Below are 17,875 nucleotides of genomic sequence, written 5' to 3' on the forward strand. Positions count from 1 at the left end.
GGAGGTGTGAGGGCAGTCTCACCACCTCGACGGAGAGGGGGCGACCCATGGGCGCGCGGCACCGCGCAACGGAGGACGACGTGGCAGGGGACCGGACGGCGGCCGCCGGGCCGGCTCCCGAGACCGCGGGGCAGCGCTTCTGGTGGCGCGTGCTCATGTCCTTCGCCGTCACCGGGATCGTCGTCGCCCCGCTGATGGCCACGGCCGGCGCGGACGCCTCCGGGGCCGTGGCCGGCGACGGCGGCACGGGCGTCTACTCCGGCGACCCCGGGGTCGCGCAGCCCTCGACCTACGCCCGGCTGACGCCGTCCTTCGGTGTCCCCGGCACGCCCGACGGCTTCCTCTTCCCGGGCTTCGGGACCGCGGCCGCCTCGTCGCAGCGCGCCGGCGGCGGCTCCGCGTCCCCGGCCGGGCTGACCGGCATCGCCGGCTCGGTCGCGGCCGCGACGGTTGCGGCCGCCGCGCCCGCCGCCCCCGCGCCCGCCGCCCCGGCACCCGCCGCTCCGGCCCCGGCCGGCCCCGCAGGCAGCGGCACCCCCGCCGGCTCCGGCTCGTCCGCCGCCCCGGCGTCGCCCGCACCCGCCCCGGCCCCCGTCCCGACGGCGCCGGCCCCGGTCCCCACCGACCCCGTCGGTGACGCCGTGGGCGGCGTGGTCGGCGGGGTGACCGACACGGTGGGCGGCGTGGTCGGCGGCGCCACCGACGCGGTGGGCAGCGTCGTCGGCGGTGCCACCGGCGCCGGGGGCGGGGTCGTCGGCGGCGTCACCGGCGGCGTCACCGGCGGACTGGGCGGTCTGCTCGGCGGCTGAGGCGGGGCCGCGGGCGCCCGGATAGGTTCTCGGCATGAGCGCCCGCGACGACGTCTCGGAGATCTTCGACAGCGCCGCGTGGCAGCCGGTCGACGGGTTCGACTTCGCCGACATCACCTACCACCGCGCCGTCGACGCCGGCGTCGTCCGGATCGCCTTCGACCGGCCCGAGGTGCGCAACGCGTTCCGCCCGCAGACCGTCGACGAGCTCATCACCGCGCTCGAGCACGCCCGGCTGACCACCGACGTCGGCTGCGTGCTGCTCACCGGCAACGGCCCGAGCCCGAAGGACGGCGGCTGGGCGTTCTGCTCCGGCGGTGACCAGCGGGTGCGCGGGCGCTACGGCTACGAGCACGAGGTGGGCCGCAGCAGCGGCCGGCTGCACGTGCTGGAGGCGCAGCGGCTGATCCGGTTCATGCCGAAGGTCGTCGTCTGCGTCGTCCCCGGCTGGGCGGCCGGCGGCGGACACAGCCTGCACGTCGTCAGCGACCTCACCCTCGCCAGCGCCGAGCACGCGCGGTTCAAGCAGACCGACGCCGACGTCGGCAGCTTCGACGGCGGCTTCGGCTCGGCGTACCTGGCCCGCCAGGTGGGCCAGAAGTTCGCCCGGGAGGTCTTCTTCCTCGGCGAGGAGTACTCCGCCGAGGACGCGCACGCGATGGGCATGGTCAACCGTGTCGTCCCGCACGCCGAGCTGGAGCGCACCGCGCTGGACTGGGGCCGGCGGATCGTGGCCAAGAGCCCGACCGCGCAGCGGATGCTCAAGTACTCGTTCAACCTGATCGACGACGGCCTGGTCGGTCAGCAGCTGTTCGCCGGGGAGACGACCCGGCTGGCCTACACGGCCGAGGAGGCCGTCGAGGGCCGCGACGCCTTCCTGGAGAAGCGCGACCCCGACTTCTCCCGCTTCCCCTGGCACGTCTGAACGGAGGACCCGTGATCGTCGAGGTGGTGGGCGGCGCCGACGAGCGCCCCGAGGTGCGGGTCGTCGACACCGACGACCTGACCGGGCTGCACCTGGCCCTGGGGCAGGTGACCGACGAGGAGGCCGACGAGGTGCTGCGCGAGGCGGGCCTCGGGCGGCTGCAGGACGACGGGACCGGCCTGCTCGACGCCGCCGCGCTGCGGGCCGCCGCCGAGCCCGACGCCGACGTCGCCGACTGGGGCGAGCGCTTCGACCGGATGGTCGAGCAGGCCCGCGAGCACGGCTGGGGGAGCGACGACGGCGCCACCCTCCGGGTCCACGTCGAGGGCGCCGCGGGCGCGTGAGAGACGGATCTCGGCGGTCCGGTCGGGTGACGATACGGCCCGGGTCGTTGTGGTCACTCCACTGACAGGTCAGGATGTGACCGTGCGCAACCTGATGTCGTGCGAACGAGTTCGCTCGTGAGCGGCACCCCCGGCCGCCCGCTGAGCGCCGAGCTGTCCGAGCAACTGGTCGCCGTTGCGGTCGACATCCTCGCCGACGAGGGATGGGGCCGGCTCAACAGCGACCGGGTGGCGGCACGGGCGCGCGCGGGCAAGGCCGGCATCTACCGCCGCTGGCCGTCGATGGCGGCGCTGGCGCGGTCGGCGGTCAGCCGCTTCACGCTGGTCCACGCCCCCGGGGACGAGGGCTCCCTGCGGGCCGACCTGGTCGCCCTGGTCGCCTCCTGGCGCCGGCCGCTGTCCCGCGAGGAGCGGGCCGTGGCCAGCCTCGTCGGTGCCGCCCGGCACGACGAGGACCTGCGCGCCGGGCTCGAGGCCGCCCTGGTACGCCCGCTGACCGAGGCCGTCGAGGTGCTCGGCGAGCGCTGGGCCGCACGGGGCGACGAGGTGCCGGCCGACCGGCTGGCGCTGCTGCGCTCGGTGCTCGAGGCCTTCTGGTGGCAGCGGCTCACCGTGGCCGGCGACGGCGGGATGGTCGCCGATCGCGTCGAGCAGGTCGTCGACGACGTGCTGCTGCCGATCGTGGTCCCGGCCGCGGAGCCCGCCCGCCGCTGAGGCGGGCGGGCGGTCCGGGGAGCCGGTCAGACGGCGCGCAGGGCCCGGGCGGCGTCGTCCGCCATCATCGAGCCCACCACGCCCGCCTCGTAGCCGGCGAGCAGCCGAGCGGCCAGCTCGCGCGTGGTCCCGGCGATCTCCGCCGCCTGCTCGGGTGCGGGCATGGGCGAGCGCGGCTGGGTGACCAGGATGCGCGTGACCGCCAGCCAGGTGGCGGCGACCACCGCGGCCGTCGTCCGCGGGTCGGCGGGGGCCGGGCGCTCGGCGCACGGGCCGGTCCAGGCCTCGACCAGGGCCTCGCTCAGCCGGGCCTCGGCGGTGTGGTGCAGCTCCCGCTCGGAGGCCTGCAGCGCGGGGGAGCGGTCGAGGTCGGCGACGGTGCAGCGCCCGGTCGGGTCGGCCAGCCGCTCGACGAAGCGCCCCACCGAGTCGACCAGGTGCTCGCGCAGCGCGGTGAGCGCCGGGACCCCGGCGGGGCGCTGCCGCACCGCGGACGCGGGCCCGTCCACCCACGGCGTCCGGTCGGCCCAGTAGAGCTCTTCCTTCGTCGTGAAGTGGTTGAAGACGGTCTGCACCGCGACGTCGGCCGCGGTCGCGACGTCGGCGATGGTCACGGCGTCGAAGCCGCGCTCGGAGAACAGTCGCTGCGCCGTCTCCCGCACGTGCGCGCGGGTGAGGGCCTTCTTCTGGGCCCGACGGGACTGATCACTCACGGTGCGAAGGGTAGCAACGCTGCGTTGCCGGTCTCGCCGAAACGGAACGACATCATCCGGTCGGGGCGTGCCGCCAGTCGTCGGCCACCGCCCTCGCCCACGTCTCCACCAGCACGGTCAGGTCGATGACGTCGAGGTCGGCGGCGACGTCCGCGATCGTCGTCGTCCACTCGCGCGGGCGGGCCGGGAGCGGGCCGGCCGGCCCGGCCCCGAGGGCCGCCAGGGCGGCGCGCAGCGCGGGCGGATCGGCCGGGTCGGGGTGCTGGGCGGCGTAGGCCGCCTCGGCCAGGACGAGCGCCGGGGCCGGCGCGCCGTCGGGGGCCGGGTCGTCCCGGAGGCCGCGGACGGTCTCCTCGAACAGCCGGGTGCAGGCGGCCGAGGCGCCCGGCCGCGCGGCGGGCTCGCCGGGCAGCGGCACGAGGACCGACCCGCAGCCGGGGCAGCGGGTGGTGGGCCGGGGGTCGCCGGTCGCGGTGCCGGGGGCGGGCGGGGCGGCGGGCCGGGGAGCGGGCACCCGGCGATCCTGCCGCACCCGGCCGGGACGGTGCCAGGAACCGCACATGGCACCGGGTGCCACCCCGCCGTCGGGGATCGTCGTCCCGTGGGGTTGGCTGCACGACGGCGGCCGCGCGGGCGGGTGCCGGGGGTCAGAGGAGGGCCGGGAACCGGTGAGGACCAGGGGAGCGGTGCTGCGCGAGGCGGGCACCGAGTACGAGATCGTCGACCTCGAGGTCGTGGACCCCGGCCCCGGTGAGGTCCTCGTCGAGATGGCCTACGCCGGGCTGTGCCACTCCGACGAGCACCTGCGGCACTCCAACCCCGGCGGGCGGTACCCGATCGTCGGCGGCCACGAGGGCTCCGGCGTCGTCCTGGCGGTCGGGGCCGGCGTCACCTCCGTCGCGCCCGGCGACCACGTCGTCACGAGCTTCCTCCCCGCCTGCGGGCACTGCCGGTACTGCGCCACCGGCCGTTCCAACATCTGCGACAAGGGCGCCACCATCGCGATCGGGCAGCTGCCCACCGGCACCTACCCCTTCCGGCTGGACGGCGAGCCCCTCGGCGGCTTCTGCATCGTCGGCGCGTTCGCCCGGCACACGGTGCTCAGCGAGTTCTCCTGCGTGCGCATCGACAAGCACCTGCCGCTGGACACCGCGGCGCTGCTCGCCTGCAGCGTCCCCACCGGCTGGGGGTCGGCGGTCTACTCCGGCGGCACCCGCCCGGGCGACGTCGTCGTGGTGGTCGGGCTCGGCGGGGTCGGCGTCAACGCCGTCCAGGGCGCGGTGCACGCGGGCGCGATGCACGTGATCGGCGTCGATCCGGTGGCGATGAAGCGGGAGTTCGCGGAGACGCTGGGCGCCACGCACACCGTGGCCGACGCCCGCGACGCCGCGCAGCTGGCCCGCGAGCTGTCCCGCGGCACGGGCGCCGACGTGGTCGTGGTGACCGTCGGCAAGATGTCGGCCGAGGTGATGGCCGGGGCGTCGGCGTGCCTCGGCAAGGGCGGCACGCTGGTGCTCACGGCGCTGGCCGACCACCCGCGCGAGGGTCACGTGGACCTCAACGGGCAGATGACCACCGTGTTCGAGCACCGGGTGCAGGGCTCGCTGTTCGGCTCGTGCAACCCCTTCCGCGACATCCCGATGCTGGCGCGGATGGCCGAGGAGGGGCGGCTGGAGCTCGGCCGGCTGGTCACCCGGCGGTACGCGCTGGACGAGCTGAACCAGGGCTACCGGGACCAGGCGGCCGGCGAGACGATCCGGGGCCTGCTCGTCCACGGCTGATCCGCGCACGGTCGTGCTCTGCCCCCGATGCGGACCAGAGCTCGAGGCCTCTCCGTGCTCTGCCCCCGATGCGGGCAGAGCACGACCGCCGGCGAGGGGTCAGACCGCCCCGGCCCGGGACGTCCGGTACTCGGGGACGGTCACCATCGGCGGCCGCTCGTCGACGGCGACCGGCGTGCTGACCGGCAGGAACCCGCTGCCGCCGGCGCGGAACTGGGTGAGCAGCCCGCCGGTGCCGGCCCGCCCGCTGCGGGCCAGCACCGCGGAGACCACCTGGCCGGCCATCCGGCCGAGCGCCTCCTGGTCCTGCGAGGTGTGCCGGCGCACGCCCAGGTCGGCCTGCGCCAGCCCGTGCAGGCCCAGCAGGCCGAGCAGGTCGACCAGCAGGCCCACCTCCACGCCGTAGCCGGAGACGAACGGCACCTGCTCCAGCGCCTCGCGCCGCCCGGCGTACTCCCCGCCCAGCGGCTGCACGAAGCCCGCGAGCTCCGGCCACAGGGCGTTGAGCAGCGGGCGCGCGGTGAGCTCGGTGACCCGGCCGCCGCCGGCGGGGGTGACGCGGCCGTCGACCTCCAGCGGACGGGTGTAGCAGCCCTTGACGTAGCCGACCTGCGGATCGGTCAGCAGCGGCGCGAGCAGCCCCGGCACGTAGTGCGTGACGTCGCCGAGCAGGTCGGCGTCGAGGAAGACCAGCAGGTCGCCGGTGGTGGCCGCGAGCGACTTCCACAGCGCCTCCCCCTTGCCCGGCCGGCTGCCGTGCGCGGGCAGCACGTCCGCGGCCGCGACGACGTCGGCCCCGGCGGCGCGGGCGACCTCGGCGGTGCGGTCGCTGGAGTCGGAGTCGACGACGAGCACCTCGTCGACCAGCGGGACCAGCCGGACCCACTGCTCGACCAGGCCGGCGACGATCCCGCCGACGGTGGCCTCCTCGTCGCGCGCGGGGAGGACCAGGCTCACCCGGTGGCCGCCGCGGCGCTTGGCCCGGAGCAGGCCGAGCACGTCCACGTCGGCGGCCGAGCGGACGGCGGACGTGCGGCCGGAGAACCAGGCGGCGGCGTCGGGTCGCATCGCCCCACTGTCCCGGAGCCCTCCGGCGCGACGCCACGGGACCCGGCCGGTGTTCACGGAGCCGTAGCCGGGCGTTCCGCCGTCAGACGCGGCTGGCGTCGCGGAGGGCCGCGGGGCTGTCCGGTCCCACCTGCGCACCGGCGCCGTCGGGCTCCGGGTGCCCGAGCTCGGTCAGCCAGCCGCGCAGCACCCGGTGCAGGTGCTCGGCGCCGACGATCTCGCCGGGCGGCGTCAGGACCCGGGGGTGGGCGAGGAACCCGCGCTGCTGCGGGCCCCCGAGCCCGCCGTGCGACCCGACGTGCGGCTCGAAGGGCGAGGCCTCGTCGGTGTCCGGGTCGTAGCGGCTGTTGACCATGACGTCGGGGCAGTGCGGGAACGTGGACACCCGCGCCACCAGCGCGGGCGCGTGCTCGCCGTAGCCGGCCAGCGGGTCCTCGCCGACGACCACGCCGGTGGCCAGCCGGTGCAGGCCGTCGCGGCCGAGGACGACCGGGCCGTGCTCCTCGGAGTGCACCAGCACGAAGCCCACGCCGTCGTGGTCGACCAGCGCCGGCAGCAGGTCGGGCCAGTGGTGCTCGATCTCCTCCAGCGGCACCCGGCCGGGGAGGTCGGGGAAGGAGACGCCGGCGGTATGGCCGGAGACGACGACCACCACGCCCGGCGCCACCCGCGCCACCCGGCCCTGCTCCCCGGACGGCGTCCGGTGGTCGTGCTCTCCGGCGCCGGCGGCCACGACCCGCTCGCGCAGCCGGCGGGCGATGAACCCCGGCCCCGACGCGACCTCGGCCAGCGCGCTGGTCACCTGCCAGCCCTCGGCCGGGCGGCGGCTGTCGCGCGGCTCGGGTCCGCGCCGCCCCGGGTCCGGCGTGCCGCCGCAGTGCCGGGCGACGAAGGACTCGATCGTCTCGCCGAACCGCTGCGCGAACGCCTCGCCCTGGGTCTGGCCGTGGTCGGACAGCAGCACCACGTGGTACGGCCGCGGGGCGAGCTCCCCGGCGCGGGCCAGCCGGCCCACCTGCTGGTCGATGCTGCGCAGCACCTCGAGGGTGTCGAAGCGCTCGACCCCGCTGTGGTGGGCGACCTCGTCGTAGCCGAGGAAGTCGGCGTACACGGCCGGGCGGCCGGCCATCATGTCCTCGAGGACAGCCGCGACGACGACGTCGCGGGCGATCACCGTCGTCCCGGGCCGGGCCAGCGGGTAGATGCCGCCGCGGCTGACCCGGGGCCGCACGTCGGCGCGGCGCTGCCGGGCGGCCGCGGACAGTTCCCGGTAGACGTCGGCCAGCGAGACGCCGAGCGTGCGCAGCGCGTTCACCGGGTTGGCGAAGTACGCGTAGTAGCCGGCGCCCACCCGCTCACGCCGCCGTCCCGACCGCCGGGGCACCACCAGCGGCAGCGCGCTCATGGTCAGGCTGACGTGCGGGGCGTCGCCGGTGAACAGGTTGCCGCGGCTGGCGCCGCCGCCGGCCAGCAGCCCGCGGCCGTCGGAGTGCCGTCGCTCCACCTCGGCGGCGTCGGCCGGGTGGGAGACCGCGACGACGTGGTCGCGGTCCTTCTCGTAGTAGCGGAACCCGAGGACGTCGTGGTTGGAGCCGTGCAGGATGCCGCAGACCGAGGCGCCGGTCTGCGAGCTCCAGTCGGTGTGCCACGAGGTGAGCGCGTGGCTGCCCGACCGCAGCCACGCGGCCAGGGTGGGCATCGAGCCGTCGCGGACCGCGCGCCGGACGGTGTCGGCGCCGAGCCCGTCGATCTGCAGGAACAGCACGCCCGGCGGGCAGGGCCCGGCCGCCGAGGCGGAGCCGGCGCGGCGGCGGGCGCGGCGGAAGAAGAGCTCGTCCTCGTCGATCGCCAGCGCGCTGCTCACCACCGCCGTCACCGCCGCCATGGCGACGACGACCAGGGTGGCGGTGCCCAGGTCGGTGACCACGACGCCCGGGATCGCGAAGGAGACCGCGAGCACCCCCGCGCCCAGCAGCAGGAAGCTGCCCAGGCCGAGGGTGAACAGCGCCAGCGGCAGCGCCACGCGCATCACCAGCGGCCAGACCACGCCGGCGAGCAGGCCGAGCAGCAGCGCGGTCAGCGGCGGCTGCCACCAGGCGGGCATCGCGAAGCCGGCGAGCCACCGGTCGAGGACGACGAGGGCGAGCGTGGTCAGCAGCCAGGTGAGCAGCACCCGGGCCGGTGCGCGCCCGCGGCCGAGCACCCGCCCGCGCTGGTCCGGCCGGCTCACGCGGGGCCGCACGACGTCGGGCTGCCCTCGTCCTCCGGCTGCCGCTCCGGCTCGGCGGACCGCCGGCGGCGGGACCCGACCAGGTTGAGCACCGCGCCGACCACGAGGACCAGCAGCGTGGCCACCAGGGTGGCGATCAGCGGGCTGTCGAAGATCCCGCCGCTGGCCACGCCGAGCAGCGCGTAGGCGACCGCCCACAGCGAGGCGGCCAGCAGCGAGGCGGGCAGCAGCCGCCGCCACGGGTAGGCCAGCGCGCCGGCGGCCAGCAGCACGGGGATGCGCCCGGCGGGCAGCAGCCGCCCGGCCACGACGATCTGCCAGCCGTGCCGGCGGAACTGCTCGCGGACCTCCTCGATCCGGTCGGCGTGCTGCCCCCGCGCGACCCAGCGCACGGCGGCCGGCCCGCCGAACCGGCAGACGGCGAAGGTGGTGACGTCGCCGAGCCAGGCGGCGAGGGTGGCGACGACGAGCACCGCGACCAGGTTGAGCTCGTGCGCGGTGACCGCGAACGCGGCGGCGGCGCCGACCAGCGGCCCCGTGGGCACCACCGGGACGATCGACCCGAGCAGCACGCCACCGAACAGCACCGGGTAGCCCAGCGACCCGTCGGTCCAGGCGGCGGCGAGGGTGGTGCTCATGCCGCGTCCGCCACGGCGGGGAGCACGACCGGCCGGCCGGGCTCGGGGACGACGACGGTGGTGGGCAGCCGGCGGGCGGCGACCGCCTCGGCGAAGGCGAGCGGCGGCTCGGTCAGCAGCCGGCGGTAGCGCCCGGCCAGCCCGGGCAGCGCCGTGCCGCCGCGGACGGCGAGGGTGCCCCAGTGCACCGGGACGGCGACCTGCGGGCGCACGCGCGCCACGGCCTCCGCGGCCCGCCCGGGGTCGAGGTGGCCGGGGCCGAGCGTGGGACCCCAGCCCCACACGGGCACCAGCGCGACGTCGACCCCACGGTCACCGATGCGGGTCATGCCCTCGAACAGGTCGGTGTCGCCGCAGGCGTAGACGCTGGACCCGGCGCCCTCCAGCAGGTGCCCGACGGCGACCGTCTCCGGGCCGTGGGTCAGGCGCGGACCCCAGCGGTGGCCGCTGTGCACGGCGGGGACGGCGGTGACCCGCAGCCCGCGGTGCACCAGCGACTCCCCGGGGGCGAGCTCGTCCACCCAGCGGACGCCGCGCGAGCGCAGCCACGCGCCGGCGCCGCGCGGCACGACCACGCGGGCGTCGTCGTCCAGCAGCCGCAGGCTGGGCAGGTGCAGGTGGTCGGCGTGCAGGTGGCTGACCAGGACCAGGTCGGCGCCGGCCCAGGCGGCCGGGGGAGGGAGGGGGGCGACCCGCCGCAGCGGGCCGAGGGAGCGGGTGAGCACCGGGTCGGTGAGCACCGTGGACCCGGCCAGCTCGACGCGGACGGTCGAGTGGCCGATCCAGTGCAGCCCGGGACCCTCCACGCGGCCAGTATCGACCCGGGGACCGACGGGTCCGTGGACGCCGTCCCCCGTCCGGGGAAGCCGGCCCGGCGCGCCGCTCCGGGTGCGGCGGGGACGGATGCGTTCCACCATGCCTCCCATGACCTCAGCGGGGGACCCGGGGTTGCCACGGCCGGCGGCGGAGCTGTCCGGCGAGCTGCGGCGCATGGCGCTGCACCTGGAGACGGCGGCGGTGCTGGAGCTGCGGGCGCAGCGCACCACCGACCCGGTCCAGGTGGCGGTGCTGCGCCGGCGCGCCGAGCACCGACGACGGGAGGCGGACCGCCTGCGGGAGCGGCTGGCCGCCTGCGGCGTGGCCCTGCCGCGCGGGCAGCGGGCGCCGGGCGCGGCCTCGGCCTGACCCGGGAGCGCTAGCGTCGCGTCCGTGGCCACCTGGGCGGACGTGCGGCGCCTCGCCCTCGCGCTGCCCGGGACCACGGAGGGCACCTCCTACGGCCGGCCGGCGTGGAAGGTCCGCGACCGTGCCTTCGTCTGGGAGCGGCCGCTGCGCGGCGCCGACGTCGAGCAGCTGGGGGACGCCGCGCCGGAGGGCCCGGTCCTCGGTGCCGCCGTCGCGGACGAGGGCGTCAAGCACGCGCTGGTCGCCGACGACCCCGCCGTCTACCTGACGACGCCGCACTTCGACGGGTACGCCGCCGTGCTGGTCCGGCTGGACGCGATCGACGTCGCCGAGCTCGGGGAGCTGGTCACCGAGGCCTGGCTGGCCAGGGCGCCGGCCCGGCTGGCCCGCGAGTACCTCGCCGGGCGGTGATCCCCCGCGGTACCGGTACGACCGGTACCGCGACGTTCCGCGCGCCGGATCGCGCCGGGAGTGGCAGAGTCCACAGGGTGAAGACCTGGCTCGACGCCTGGCCGGTGTTCCGGCAGCTGACCGGCCCCGATCCGCTCGGGCGCGGCAGGGCCGCGCGGAGCAAGGCGACGGAGAACGTGGTGAGCCGCACGGCCACCGCCGACCGCGTCGTCCAGAGCGTCTGCCCGTACTGCGCCGTCGGCTGCGGGCAGCGGATCTTCGTGAAGGACGAGCAGATCGTCCAGATCGAGGGCGACCCGGACTCGCCGATCAGCCGCGGCCGGCTCTGCCCCAAGGGCAGCGCCAGCAAGTCGCTGGTCACCAGCCCGACCCGCGTGACGACGGTCAAGTACCGCCGGCCGTACGGGACGGAGTGGGAGGACCTCGACCTCGACACGGCGATGCACATGATCGCCGACCGCGTCCTCGAGGCCCGGCGCAAGGGCTGGCAGGACGAGAACGACGGCAAGCGCGTGAACCGCACCATGGGGTTGGCGAGCCTCGGAGGGGCGACCCTCGACAACGAGGAGAACTACCTCATGAAGAAGCTGTACAGCGCCCTGGGCGCCATACAGATCGAGAACCAGGCGCGCATATAGCACTCCGCCACGGTGCCCGGTCTGGGTGCCTCGTTCGGTCGTGGCGGTGCCACGAACTCCCAGGAAGACCTCGCGAACTCCGACTGCATCGTCATCGAGGGTTCCAACATGGCCGAGTGCCACCCGGTGGGTTTCCAGTGGGTGAGCGAGGCCAAGGCGCGCGGTGCCAAGGTCGTCCACGTCGACCCGCGGTTCACCCGGACCAGCGCGATCGCCGACCTGCACGTGCCGCTGCGCATCGGCACCGACATCGCGTTCCTCGGCGGGTTGATCAACTTCGTCCTCGAGAACGACCTGTACTTCAAGGAGTACGTGGTCGCCTACACCAACGCCGCGGCGCTGGTGAGGGAGGACTTCGTCGACGCCGAGGACCTCGACGGCCTGTTCTCCGGCTTCGACCCGGAGAACAACACCTACGACGAGTCCAGCTGGCAGTACGAGCCGGAGGAGCCGCCGCACTCGGGCTCCGACGACCCGGCCGGGGCCGCCGCGCAGGACGAGCTCGAGGACCACCCGCAGATCAGGAAGACCGACAAGGCACAGGCGGCCGGCAGCGGTGGCCCCCCGATCGCGGCCAAGCCGAAGCGCGACGAGACGCTGCAGCACCCGCGGACGGTCTTCCAGGTCCTCAAGCGGCACTTCGCCCGCTACACGCCGGAGATGGTGGCCGAGGTCTGCGGCATCGAGCCGGAGGTGTTCCTGCAGGTCGCCCGATGGGTGACCGAGAACAGCGGCCGCGACCGGACGACGGCGTGGGTGTACTCGGTGGGCTGGACGCAGCACAGCGTCGGCGCGCAGTACATCCGCACCTGCTCGATCCTGCAGACGCTGCTGGGCAACATCGGCCGTCCCGGCGGCGGCATCCTGGCGCTGCGCGGGCACGCCAGCATCCAGGGCTCGACCGACGTCCCGACGCTGTACAACCTGCTGCCCGGCTACCTGCCGATGCCGCACGCGATGCAGCACCAGTCGCTCGACGACTACTGTGCCGACGCCGCCGGCAAGGCCGGCTTCTGGGGCAACAAGCGCGCCTACACGGTCAGCCTGCTCAAGGCCTGGTGGGGCGACGCCGCGACGCCGGAGAACGACTTCGCCTTCGGCTACCTCCCGTTGATCGACGGCGACCACAGCTCCTACCGCCAGATCAAGGACATGATCGAGGGGAAGATCTCCGGCTACTTCCTGGTCGGCGAGAACCCCACAGTCGGCCACCCCAACGGCCGGATGAACCGGTTCGGGCTGGCCAACCTCGACTGGCTGGTCGTCCGCGACCTGCAGATGATCGAGTCGGCGACCTTCTGGAAGGAGTCGCCGGAGATCGAGACCGGCGAGCTCGCCCCGGAGACGATCGCCACCGAGGTGTTCTTCGTGCCCGCGGCGTCGCACGCGGAGAAGGAGGGGACCTTCACCCAGACCCAGCGGCTGCTGCAGTGGCGGCACAAGGCCGTCGACCCGCCGGGCGACGCCAAGAGCGACCTGTGGTTCTACTTCCACCTCGGCCGCATCCTGCGCGAGCGGCTGGCCGGCTCGACCGACCCGCGCGACCGCCCGCTGCTCGACCTCACCTGGGACTACCCGACGCACGGCCCCGACCAGGAGCCCAGCGCCGAGGACGTGCTGCGGGAGATCAACGGCGTGGGTCCCGACGGGCGCGCCGTCTCCGGGTACATGGAGCTCAAGGACGACGGGTCGACGTCGTGCGGCTGCTGGATCTACTCCGGCGTCTACGCCGACGAGGTCAACCAGTCCGCGCGCCGCAAGCCGGGCCGCGAGCAGGGCCAGGTCGCCTCCGAGTGGGGCTGGGCGTGGCCGTACAACCGGCGCATCCTCTACAACCGCGCCTCGGCCGACCCCGACGGCAGGCCGTGGAGCGAGCGCAAGAAGTACGTCTGGTGGGACGAGGAGGCCGGCCGCTGGACCGGCGTCGACAACCCGGACTTCGAGGCGACCAAGCGGCCGGACTACGTGCCGCCGGAGGGGGCCCGGGCGCAGGACGCGATCGGCGGCGCCGACCCGTTCATCATGCAAGGGGACGGGAAGGCCTGGCTGTACGCGCCCGCGGGCGTCGTCGACGGGCCGCTGCCGACGCACTACGAGCCGGCGGAGTCCGTCGTCGAGAACGCCCTCTACAAGCAGCAGGCGAACCCGACGATGGAGCACATCGCGGGCCCGTGGAACCGGGAGAACCCGCCGCTGAGCCCGGTCTTCCCGTTCCAGGTCACCACCTACCGGCTGACCGAGCACCACACGGCGGGCGGGATGAGCCGGACGCTGCCCTACCTGTCCGAGCTCCAGCCGGAGTTCTTCGTCGAGGTCAGCCCGGAGCTGGCCGCGCTGCGCGGGCTGGTCAACGGGGAGTACGCCACGCTGGTCAGCACGCGGACGGCGATCGAGGCGAAGGTGCTGGTCACCGAGCGGATGCGGCCGATCCGGCTGCGCGACGGCCAGGTCGTGCACCAGATCGGGATGCCCTACCACTGGTCCTACAGCGGCATCTCGACCGGCGACTCGGCCAACGACCTGCTCGGCATCGTGCTCGACCCGAACACCCACATCCAGGAGGACAAGGTCAGCACCGCCGACATCGTCCCGGGACGGCGTCCGCGCGGTCCCGAGCTGATCGAGTTCGTGGAGGGCTACCGGCGCCGCGCGGGCGTGGGGTCGGGGCGGGTCGGGGTCAACGGTCGCGACCCGGTCGCCGCCGAGGCCGGCGAGGGATCGCAGCAGTGAGGAGGCCGGCATGACCCCGATCAGCTCGGCGAGCGCGGCGTTCACCGGGCACGACCCGGAGAACCGGCTCTACGGGCCGGTGCCGGACGTGACCGGGCAGGCCGGCTACGACCCGGACCACCCGGCGCGGGTGGGCTTCTTCACCGACACCTCCGTGTGCATCGGCTGCAAGGCCTGCGAGGTGGCGTGCAAGGAGTGGAACACGCTGCCGATGGACGACTCGCACGGCGTGCGCGACGTCATCGGGCTGTCCGGGATGTCCTACGACAACACGGGGCAGCTCGGGGCCAACTCCTGGCGGCACGTGGCGTTCGTCGAGCAGTCCCGCACCGTCGACCTGCCGATGCCGACCTTCGGCCGCCCGGGCGACGACCGGCGGGGCAGCGGCCCGTCGGTGGCCGAGGGCGACAACGACGGCAGCCTCGCCGCGGCGCAGCAGTCCAGCGTGCTCAACGCCGAGGCGCTCTCCGAGTTCGACCCGCAGACCGGGCAGAGCGGCACCGACAAGCAGATCCGCTGGCTGATGAGCTCCGACGTCTGCAAGCACTGCACGCACGCCGGCTGCCTGGACGTCTGCCCGACCGGGGCGCTGTTCCGCACCGAGTTCGGCACCGTCGTCGTCCAGGGCGACATCTGCAACGGCTGCGGCTACTGCGTCATCGGCTGCCCGTACGGCGTCATCCAGACCCGCAAGGGCGACGGCCGGGCCTTCAAGTGCACGATGTGCTACGACCGGCTCACCGACGGGCTGCAGCCGGCGTGCGCCACCGCGTGCCCGACCCAGTCGATCCAGTTCGGCAACCTCGACGAGCTGCAGGCCCGCGCCGACGCCCGCCTCGCGACGCTGAAGTCCCAGGGCGTGGAGACCGCCCGGCTCTACGGCCGGGACGAGGACGACGGCGTCGGCGGCGCGGGCGCGTTCTTCCTGCTGCTCGACGAGCCGGAGGTCTACGGCCTGCCGCCGGACCCGGTGGTCACCACCCGCGACCTGCCCGCGATGTGGCGGGCGGCGGCGGCCGGCGCGGCGATGATCGCCGGCGTCGTCATCTCGTCGTTCCTGGGGCGGCGGCCGTGACGGAGGGCCTGACCACGCCGGGCGCGGGCTGGCGGCGGGCCGACGGCCCGGCGGCGGAGGCCCGCGGCAAGCGACGGCGCAGGGGCGGGCGGCGCGGCGGCGGCGGCGAGGTGCCGATGGTCGACGACGCCCAGTTCACCTCGTACTACGGGCGCCCGATCATCAAGCCGCCGGTGTGGAAGTCGCCGGACGTGCCGCTGTACCTGTTCCTCGGCGGGATGGCGGGGTCGTCGTCGATCCTGGCGGCGGTCGCCGACGTCACCGGCCGGCCGGTGCTGACCCGGGTCGGCCGGTACACCGCCGGCGGCGGCGCGGTCGCGTCGGTGGTCTTCCTCATCCACGACCTCGGCCGGCCCGAGCGGTTCCTGCACATGCTGCGGGTGTTCAAGCCCACCTCGCCGCTGTCGGTCGGCTCCTACATCCTCGCGCCCTTCGGCGCGGCGGCCGGGGCGACGGCGGCGGTCGAGCTGCTGGGCTGGTTCCCGCGGCTCAAGCGCTTCGGCGGCGTGGTGTCGGCGCTGTTCGGCGGGCCGCTGGCCACCTACACGGGGGTGCTGCTGGCCAACACCGCGGTGCCGTCCTGGCACGCGGCGCACCGGCAGCTGCCGTTCGTCTTCGGCGGCTCGGCGATGGCGGCCGGCGGCGGGATGACCATGGTGTTCACCCCGGTGGCCGAGGCCGGGCCGTCGCGGCGCACCGCGGTGGCCGGCGCGGCGATCGAGCTGGCCGTGATGCACCGGGTGGAGAACGACCACGGGATCGTCAGCGAGCCGTACCACGAGGGCCGGTCGGGGACGCTGCTGCGGGCGGCCAAGGCGTGCACCGCGGCGGGCGCGGCGCTGACCGTCGTCGCCGGGCGCCGCCGGGCCGGTGCGGTGGTGTCCGGGCTGCTGCTGGCGGCCGGCTCGCTGCTCACCCGGTTCGGCGTCTTCGAGGCCGGGCTGGCCAGCGCCCGGGACCCCAAGTACACCGTCGTCCCGCAGCGCGAGCGGCTCGCCGCCCGGCAGAACGGCCACGCGCCGACCGTCACCCGCTGAGGACCTCCGCGGGGCGCGTCACCCACGGAGGTGCTCGGCGTAGGTCCGCGGCGGGCGGCCGAGCAGCGCGGTGAGCACCCGCGGGCTGCCGGTGAACCCGTGCGCGCGGTACTCGGCGAACATGGTGGTCAGGCAGCGGCGCGTGTAGGAGCCGTCGTCCTCGGGCGGGGCGGTGTCGACGGCGGTGACCTCCCGGCCGAGGTGCGCGCCCACGAGCCGGGCGACGGCGGGCGCGGTGAGCTCCTCGGGGCCGGCCGCCTCGAAGGTGCCGCTGTCCAGGTCGTCCTCGGTGAGCAGCACGGCCGCGGCCTCGGCGACGTCGCGCAGGTCGACGAAGGACTGCGCCCGCTCCAGGCCCCACGGGCTGCGCAGCTCGCCGGTGGTGGCGGCCGCTGCGACGGCGTCGTCCAGGTTGTCGGCGTAGGCGCACGGCTGCAGCACCCGCCAGCGGGAGGCGGTCCCGGCCACGGCGTCGTCGAGCGCCTCCTCGACCCGGTCCTTGGCGGCGTGGTGCGGCATCGACCGCACCTGCGGCCGGAGCACCGAGTGGTAGACCAGCCGGCCCACCCCGGCCCGCGCGGCGGCGCGCAGCACCGCGGGCGCGGCGTCGGCCTCGCGCGGGTCGAAGTTGGGCCAGACCAGGTACAGGGCGTCGGCGCCGGCGAGCGCGGGCGCCGGGTCCCCGGTGAGGTCGGCGGCGACGACCTCCGCGCCCAGCGCCTCGAGCTCCGGCCGCGGGCGCGGGGCGGCGACGACAGCGCGCACCCGCTCGCCGCGGGCCCGCAGCGCCCGGACGACCGCGGTGCCGGTGGGGCCGCCCGCGGCGGTCACGACGATCACCGGGCCGACCCTAGAACGGGAGGTCAGGCGGGCGTGGCCGGGTCCGGGGGGACGGAGCCGGGCACGTCGGCCGGCCCGGCGACGGCAGGCCGGGGCCGGTCCTGCGGGTGCAGGCGGACGGCGACCAGCGCGACGTCGTCGTCCGGGTGGCCGTCGACCATGTGCTCGACCAGCAGGTCGCACAGGTCCTGCAGCGGCCGGTCGCCGAGCTCGGCCAGCGCGGCGGTGAGCCGGGCGGTGCCGGCGTCGAGGTCGGCGTCGCGCCGCTCGACCAGGCCGTCGGTGTAGAGCAGGACGGTCGCGCCGCGGTCGAGCTCGACGACGGACTCGGTCCGCGGCCGCTCCGGGCCGACGCCGAGCAGCAGGTCGGCCCGCTCGGGTGCCAGCACGCGCACCTCGCCGTCGGCCGTGAGCACGATGGGCGGGGGGTGCCCGGCGTTGGACCAGCGCATCCGGGTGGTGCCGCGCCCGACCTCCCCGGGCGTCTGCTCCAGGCGGGCGACGGCGGCGGTGGCGAGGGTGCCGAACCGCAGCAGCTCCATCGCGCGGTCCAGGTCGCGCAGCACCGCGGCCGGCCCGGCGCCGGTGGCGAGCGCGATGCCGCGGACCAGGCTGCGCAGCTGGCCCATCGTCGCGGCGGCGGCGGGGGGGGGGGGGGGGGGGGGGGGGGGGGGGGGGGGGGGGGGGGGGGGGGGGGGGGGGGGGGGGGGGGGGGGGGGGGGGGGGGGGGGGGGGGG

Annotated in this window: 17 protein-coding genes and 1 pseudogene; 10 read left to right on the forward strand and 8 right to left on the reverse strand. The window is 75.9% G+C overall.

All coding sequences use genetic code 11. From position 1 onward, the window contains the following. The first annotated feature begins 80 nt into the window (after positions 1 to 80). From ACI8AR_RS21495 to ACI8AR_RS21510, 4 genes are all read left to right on the forward strand, one after another. The gene (locus ACI8AR_RS21495) at positions 81 to 809 is read left to right on the forward strand and encodes a hypothetical protein (protein WP_457052807.1); all 729 of its coding nucleotides are present in this window, start codon (positions 81 to 83) and stop codon (positions 807 to 809) included. 34 nt (positions 810 to 843) lie between these two features. Further along, complete coding sequence (locus ACI8AR_RS21500) at positions 844 to 1,734, forward strand: 1,4-dihydroxy-2-naphthoyl-CoA synthase (RefSeq protein ID WP_457052808.1); 891 nt, start codon at positions 844 to 846, stop codon at positions 1,732 to 1,734. An 11-nt stretch (positions 1,735 to 1,745) separates the two neighbouring features. Next, positions 1,746 to 2,078, forward strand: a complete 333-nt coding sequence (locus tag ACI8AR_RS21505) for a hypothetical protein (RefSeq protein ID WP_457052809.1) — start codon at positions 1,746 to 1,748, stop codon at positions 2,076 to 2,078. A gap of 117 nt (positions 2,079 to 2,195) precedes the next feature. Beyond that, a complete protein-coding gene (locus ACI8AR_RS21510) occupies positions 2,196 to 2,792 on the forward strand; it encodes a TetR-like C-terminal domain-containing protein (protein ID WP_457052810.1) in 597 nt (198 codons plus the stop codon). Positions 2,793 to 2,818: 26 nt separating this feature from the next. Here the strand turns inward: ACI8AR_RS21510 and ACI8AR_RS21515 are convergent, their stop codons facing one another. Next, positions 2,819 to 3,505: a TetR/AcrR family transcriptional regulator gene (locus tag ACI8AR_RS21515; protein WP_457052811.1), complete on the reverse strand. Its 687-nt coding sequence runs from the start codon at positions 3,503 to 3,505 to the stop codon at positions 2,819 to 2,821. A gap of 52 nt (positions 3,506 to 3,557) precedes the next feature. After that, on the reverse strand, positions 3,558 to 4,019 hold the full coding sequence (locus ACI8AR_RS21520) for a DUF5946 family protein (RefSeq protein ID WP_457052812.1): 462 nt from the start codon (positions 4,017 to 4,019) through the stop codon (positions 3,558 to 3,560). 154 nt (positions 4,020 to 4,173) lie between these two features. On the opposite strand from ACI8AR_RS21520, the gene ACI8AR_RS21525 reads away from it, so the two are divergent. Further along, on the forward strand, positions 4,174 to 5,286 hold the full coding sequence (locus tag ACI8AR_RS21525) for an NDMA-dependent alcohol dehydrogenase (RefSeq protein WP_457052813.1): 1,113 nt from the start codon (positions 4,174 to 4,176) through the stop codon (positions 5,284 to 5,286). Positions 5,287 to 5,385: 99 nt separating this feature from the next. On the opposite strand, the gene ACI8AR_RS21530 is transcribed toward ACI8AR_RS21525, so the two are convergent. The 4 genes from ACI8AR_RS21530 to ACI8AR_RS21545 all read right to left on the reverse strand — a co-directional run bounded on the left by ACI8AR_RS21530 (position 5,386) and on the right by ACI8AR_RS21545 (position 10,028). Further along, positions 5,386 to 6,354, reverse strand: a complete 969-nt coding sequence (locus ACI8AR_RS21530; RefSeq protein ID WP_457052814.1) for a glucosyl-3-phosphoglycerate synthase — start codon at positions 6,352 to 6,354, stop codon at positions 5,386 to 5,388. 82 nt (positions 6,355 to 6,436) lie between these two features. Continuing rightward, positions 6,437 to 8,584 (reverse strand): phage holin family protein, encoded by a 2,148-nt coding sequence (locus ACI8AR_RS21535; RefSeq protein WP_457052815.1) that lies wholly within the window; start codon positions 8,582 to 8,584, stop codon positions 6,437 to 6,439. After that, entirely contained in the window at positions 8,581 to 9,222 is a 642-nt protein-coding gene (locus ACI8AR_RS21540; protein WP_456935725.1) for a DedA family protein, read from the reverse strand. Before ACI8AR_RS21540 ends, ACI8AR_RS21535 begins: the two co-directional genes overlap by 4 nt. Continuing rightward, positions 9,219 to 10,028, reverse strand: coding sequence for an MBL fold metallo-hydrolase (locus tag ACI8AR_RS21545; RefSeq protein ID WP_457052816.1), 810 nt, complete (start codon positions 10,026 to 10,028; stop codon positions 9,219 to 9,221). Before ACI8AR_RS21545 ends, ACI8AR_RS21540 begins: the two co-directional genes overlap by 4 nt. Positions 10,029 to 10,146: 118 nt before the next feature. Between ACI8AR_RS21545 and ACI8AR_RS21550 the strand changes: the two genes are divergently transcribed. The 5 genes and pseudogenes from ACI8AR_RS21550 (at position 10,147) to nrfD (ending at position 16,298) form a co-directional block, all read left to right on the forward strand. After that, a complete protein-coding gene (locus tag ACI8AR_RS21550; protein WP_457052817.1) occupies positions 10,147 to 10,407 on the forward strand; it encodes a hypothetical protein in 261 nt (86 codons plus the stop codon). A 24-nt stretch (positions 10,408 to 10,431) separates the two neighbouring features. Further along, positions 10,432 to 10,818 (forward strand): MmcQ/YjbR family DNA-binding protein, encoded by a 387-nt coding sequence (locus ACI8AR_RS21555; protein WP_457052818.1) that lies wholly within the window; start codon positions 10,432 to 10,434, stop codon positions 10,816 to 10,818. 77 nt (positions 10,819 to 10,895) lie between these two features. Next, a pseudogene (gene fdh, locus ACI8AR_RS21560) lies at positions 10,896 to 14,186 on the forward strand (formate dehydrogenase). 10 nt (positions 14,187 to 14,196) lie between these two features. After that, a complete protein-coding gene (locus ACI8AR_RS21565) occupies positions 14,197 to 15,261 on the forward strand; it encodes a 4Fe-4S dicluster domain-containing protein (protein WP_457052819.1) in 1,065 nt (354 codons plus the stop codon). Next, a complete protein-coding gene (gene nrfD, locus ACI8AR_RS21570) occupies positions 15,258 to 16,298 on the forward strand; it encodes an NrfD/PsrC family molybdoenzyme membrane anchor subunit (RefSeq protein WP_457052820.1) in 1,041 nt (346 codons plus the stop codon). Before ACI8AR_RS21565 ends, nrfD begins: the two co-directional genes overlap by 4 nt. Positions 16,299 to 16,316: 18 nt before the next feature. On the opposite strand, the gene ACI8AR_RS21575 is transcribed toward nrfD, so the two are convergent. Both ACI8AR_RS21575 and ACI8AR_RS21580 read right to left on the reverse strand, forming a co-directional pair. Next, positions 16,317 to 17,138, reverse strand: coding sequence for an SDR family oxidoreductase (locus ACI8AR_RS21575; protein WP_457052821.1), 822 nt, complete (start codon positions 17,136 to 17,138; stop codon positions 16,317 to 16,319). A gap of 23 nt (positions 17,139 to 17,161) precedes the next feature. Next, positions 17,162 to 17,875 (reverse strand): PP2C family protein-serine/threonine phosphatase (locus ACI8AR_RS21580; RefSeq protein ID WP_457052822.1); only part of this gene is annotated, 714 nt, incomplete at its 5' end.

Source organism: Geodermatophilus sp. SYSU D01036, from assembly GCF_054050435.1.

Bases quoted from the DNA above. Each gene is read 5' to 3' on its own strand.
- ACI8AR_RS21500 (WP_457052808.1), top strand. From the start codon at position 844: ATGAGCGCCCGCGACGACGTCTCGGAGATCTTCGACAGCGCCGCGTGG.
- ACI8AR_RS21530 (WP_457052814.1), bottom strand. From the start codon at position 6,354: ATGCGACCCGACGCCGCCGCCTGGTTCTCCGGCCGCACGTCCGCCGTC.
- ACI8AR_RS21540 (WP_456935725.1), bottom strand. From the start codon at position 9,222: ATGAGCACCACCCTCGCCGCCGCCTGGACCGACGGGTCGCTGGGCTAC.
- ACI8AR_RS21550 (WP_457052817.1), top strand. From the start codon at position 10,147: ATGACCTCAGCGGGGGACCCGGGGTTGCCACGGCCGGCGGCGGAGCTG.
- ACI8AR_RS21565 (WP_457052819.1), top strand. From the start codon at position 14,197: ATGACCCCGATCAGCTCGGCGAGCGCGGCGTTCACCGGGCACGACCCG.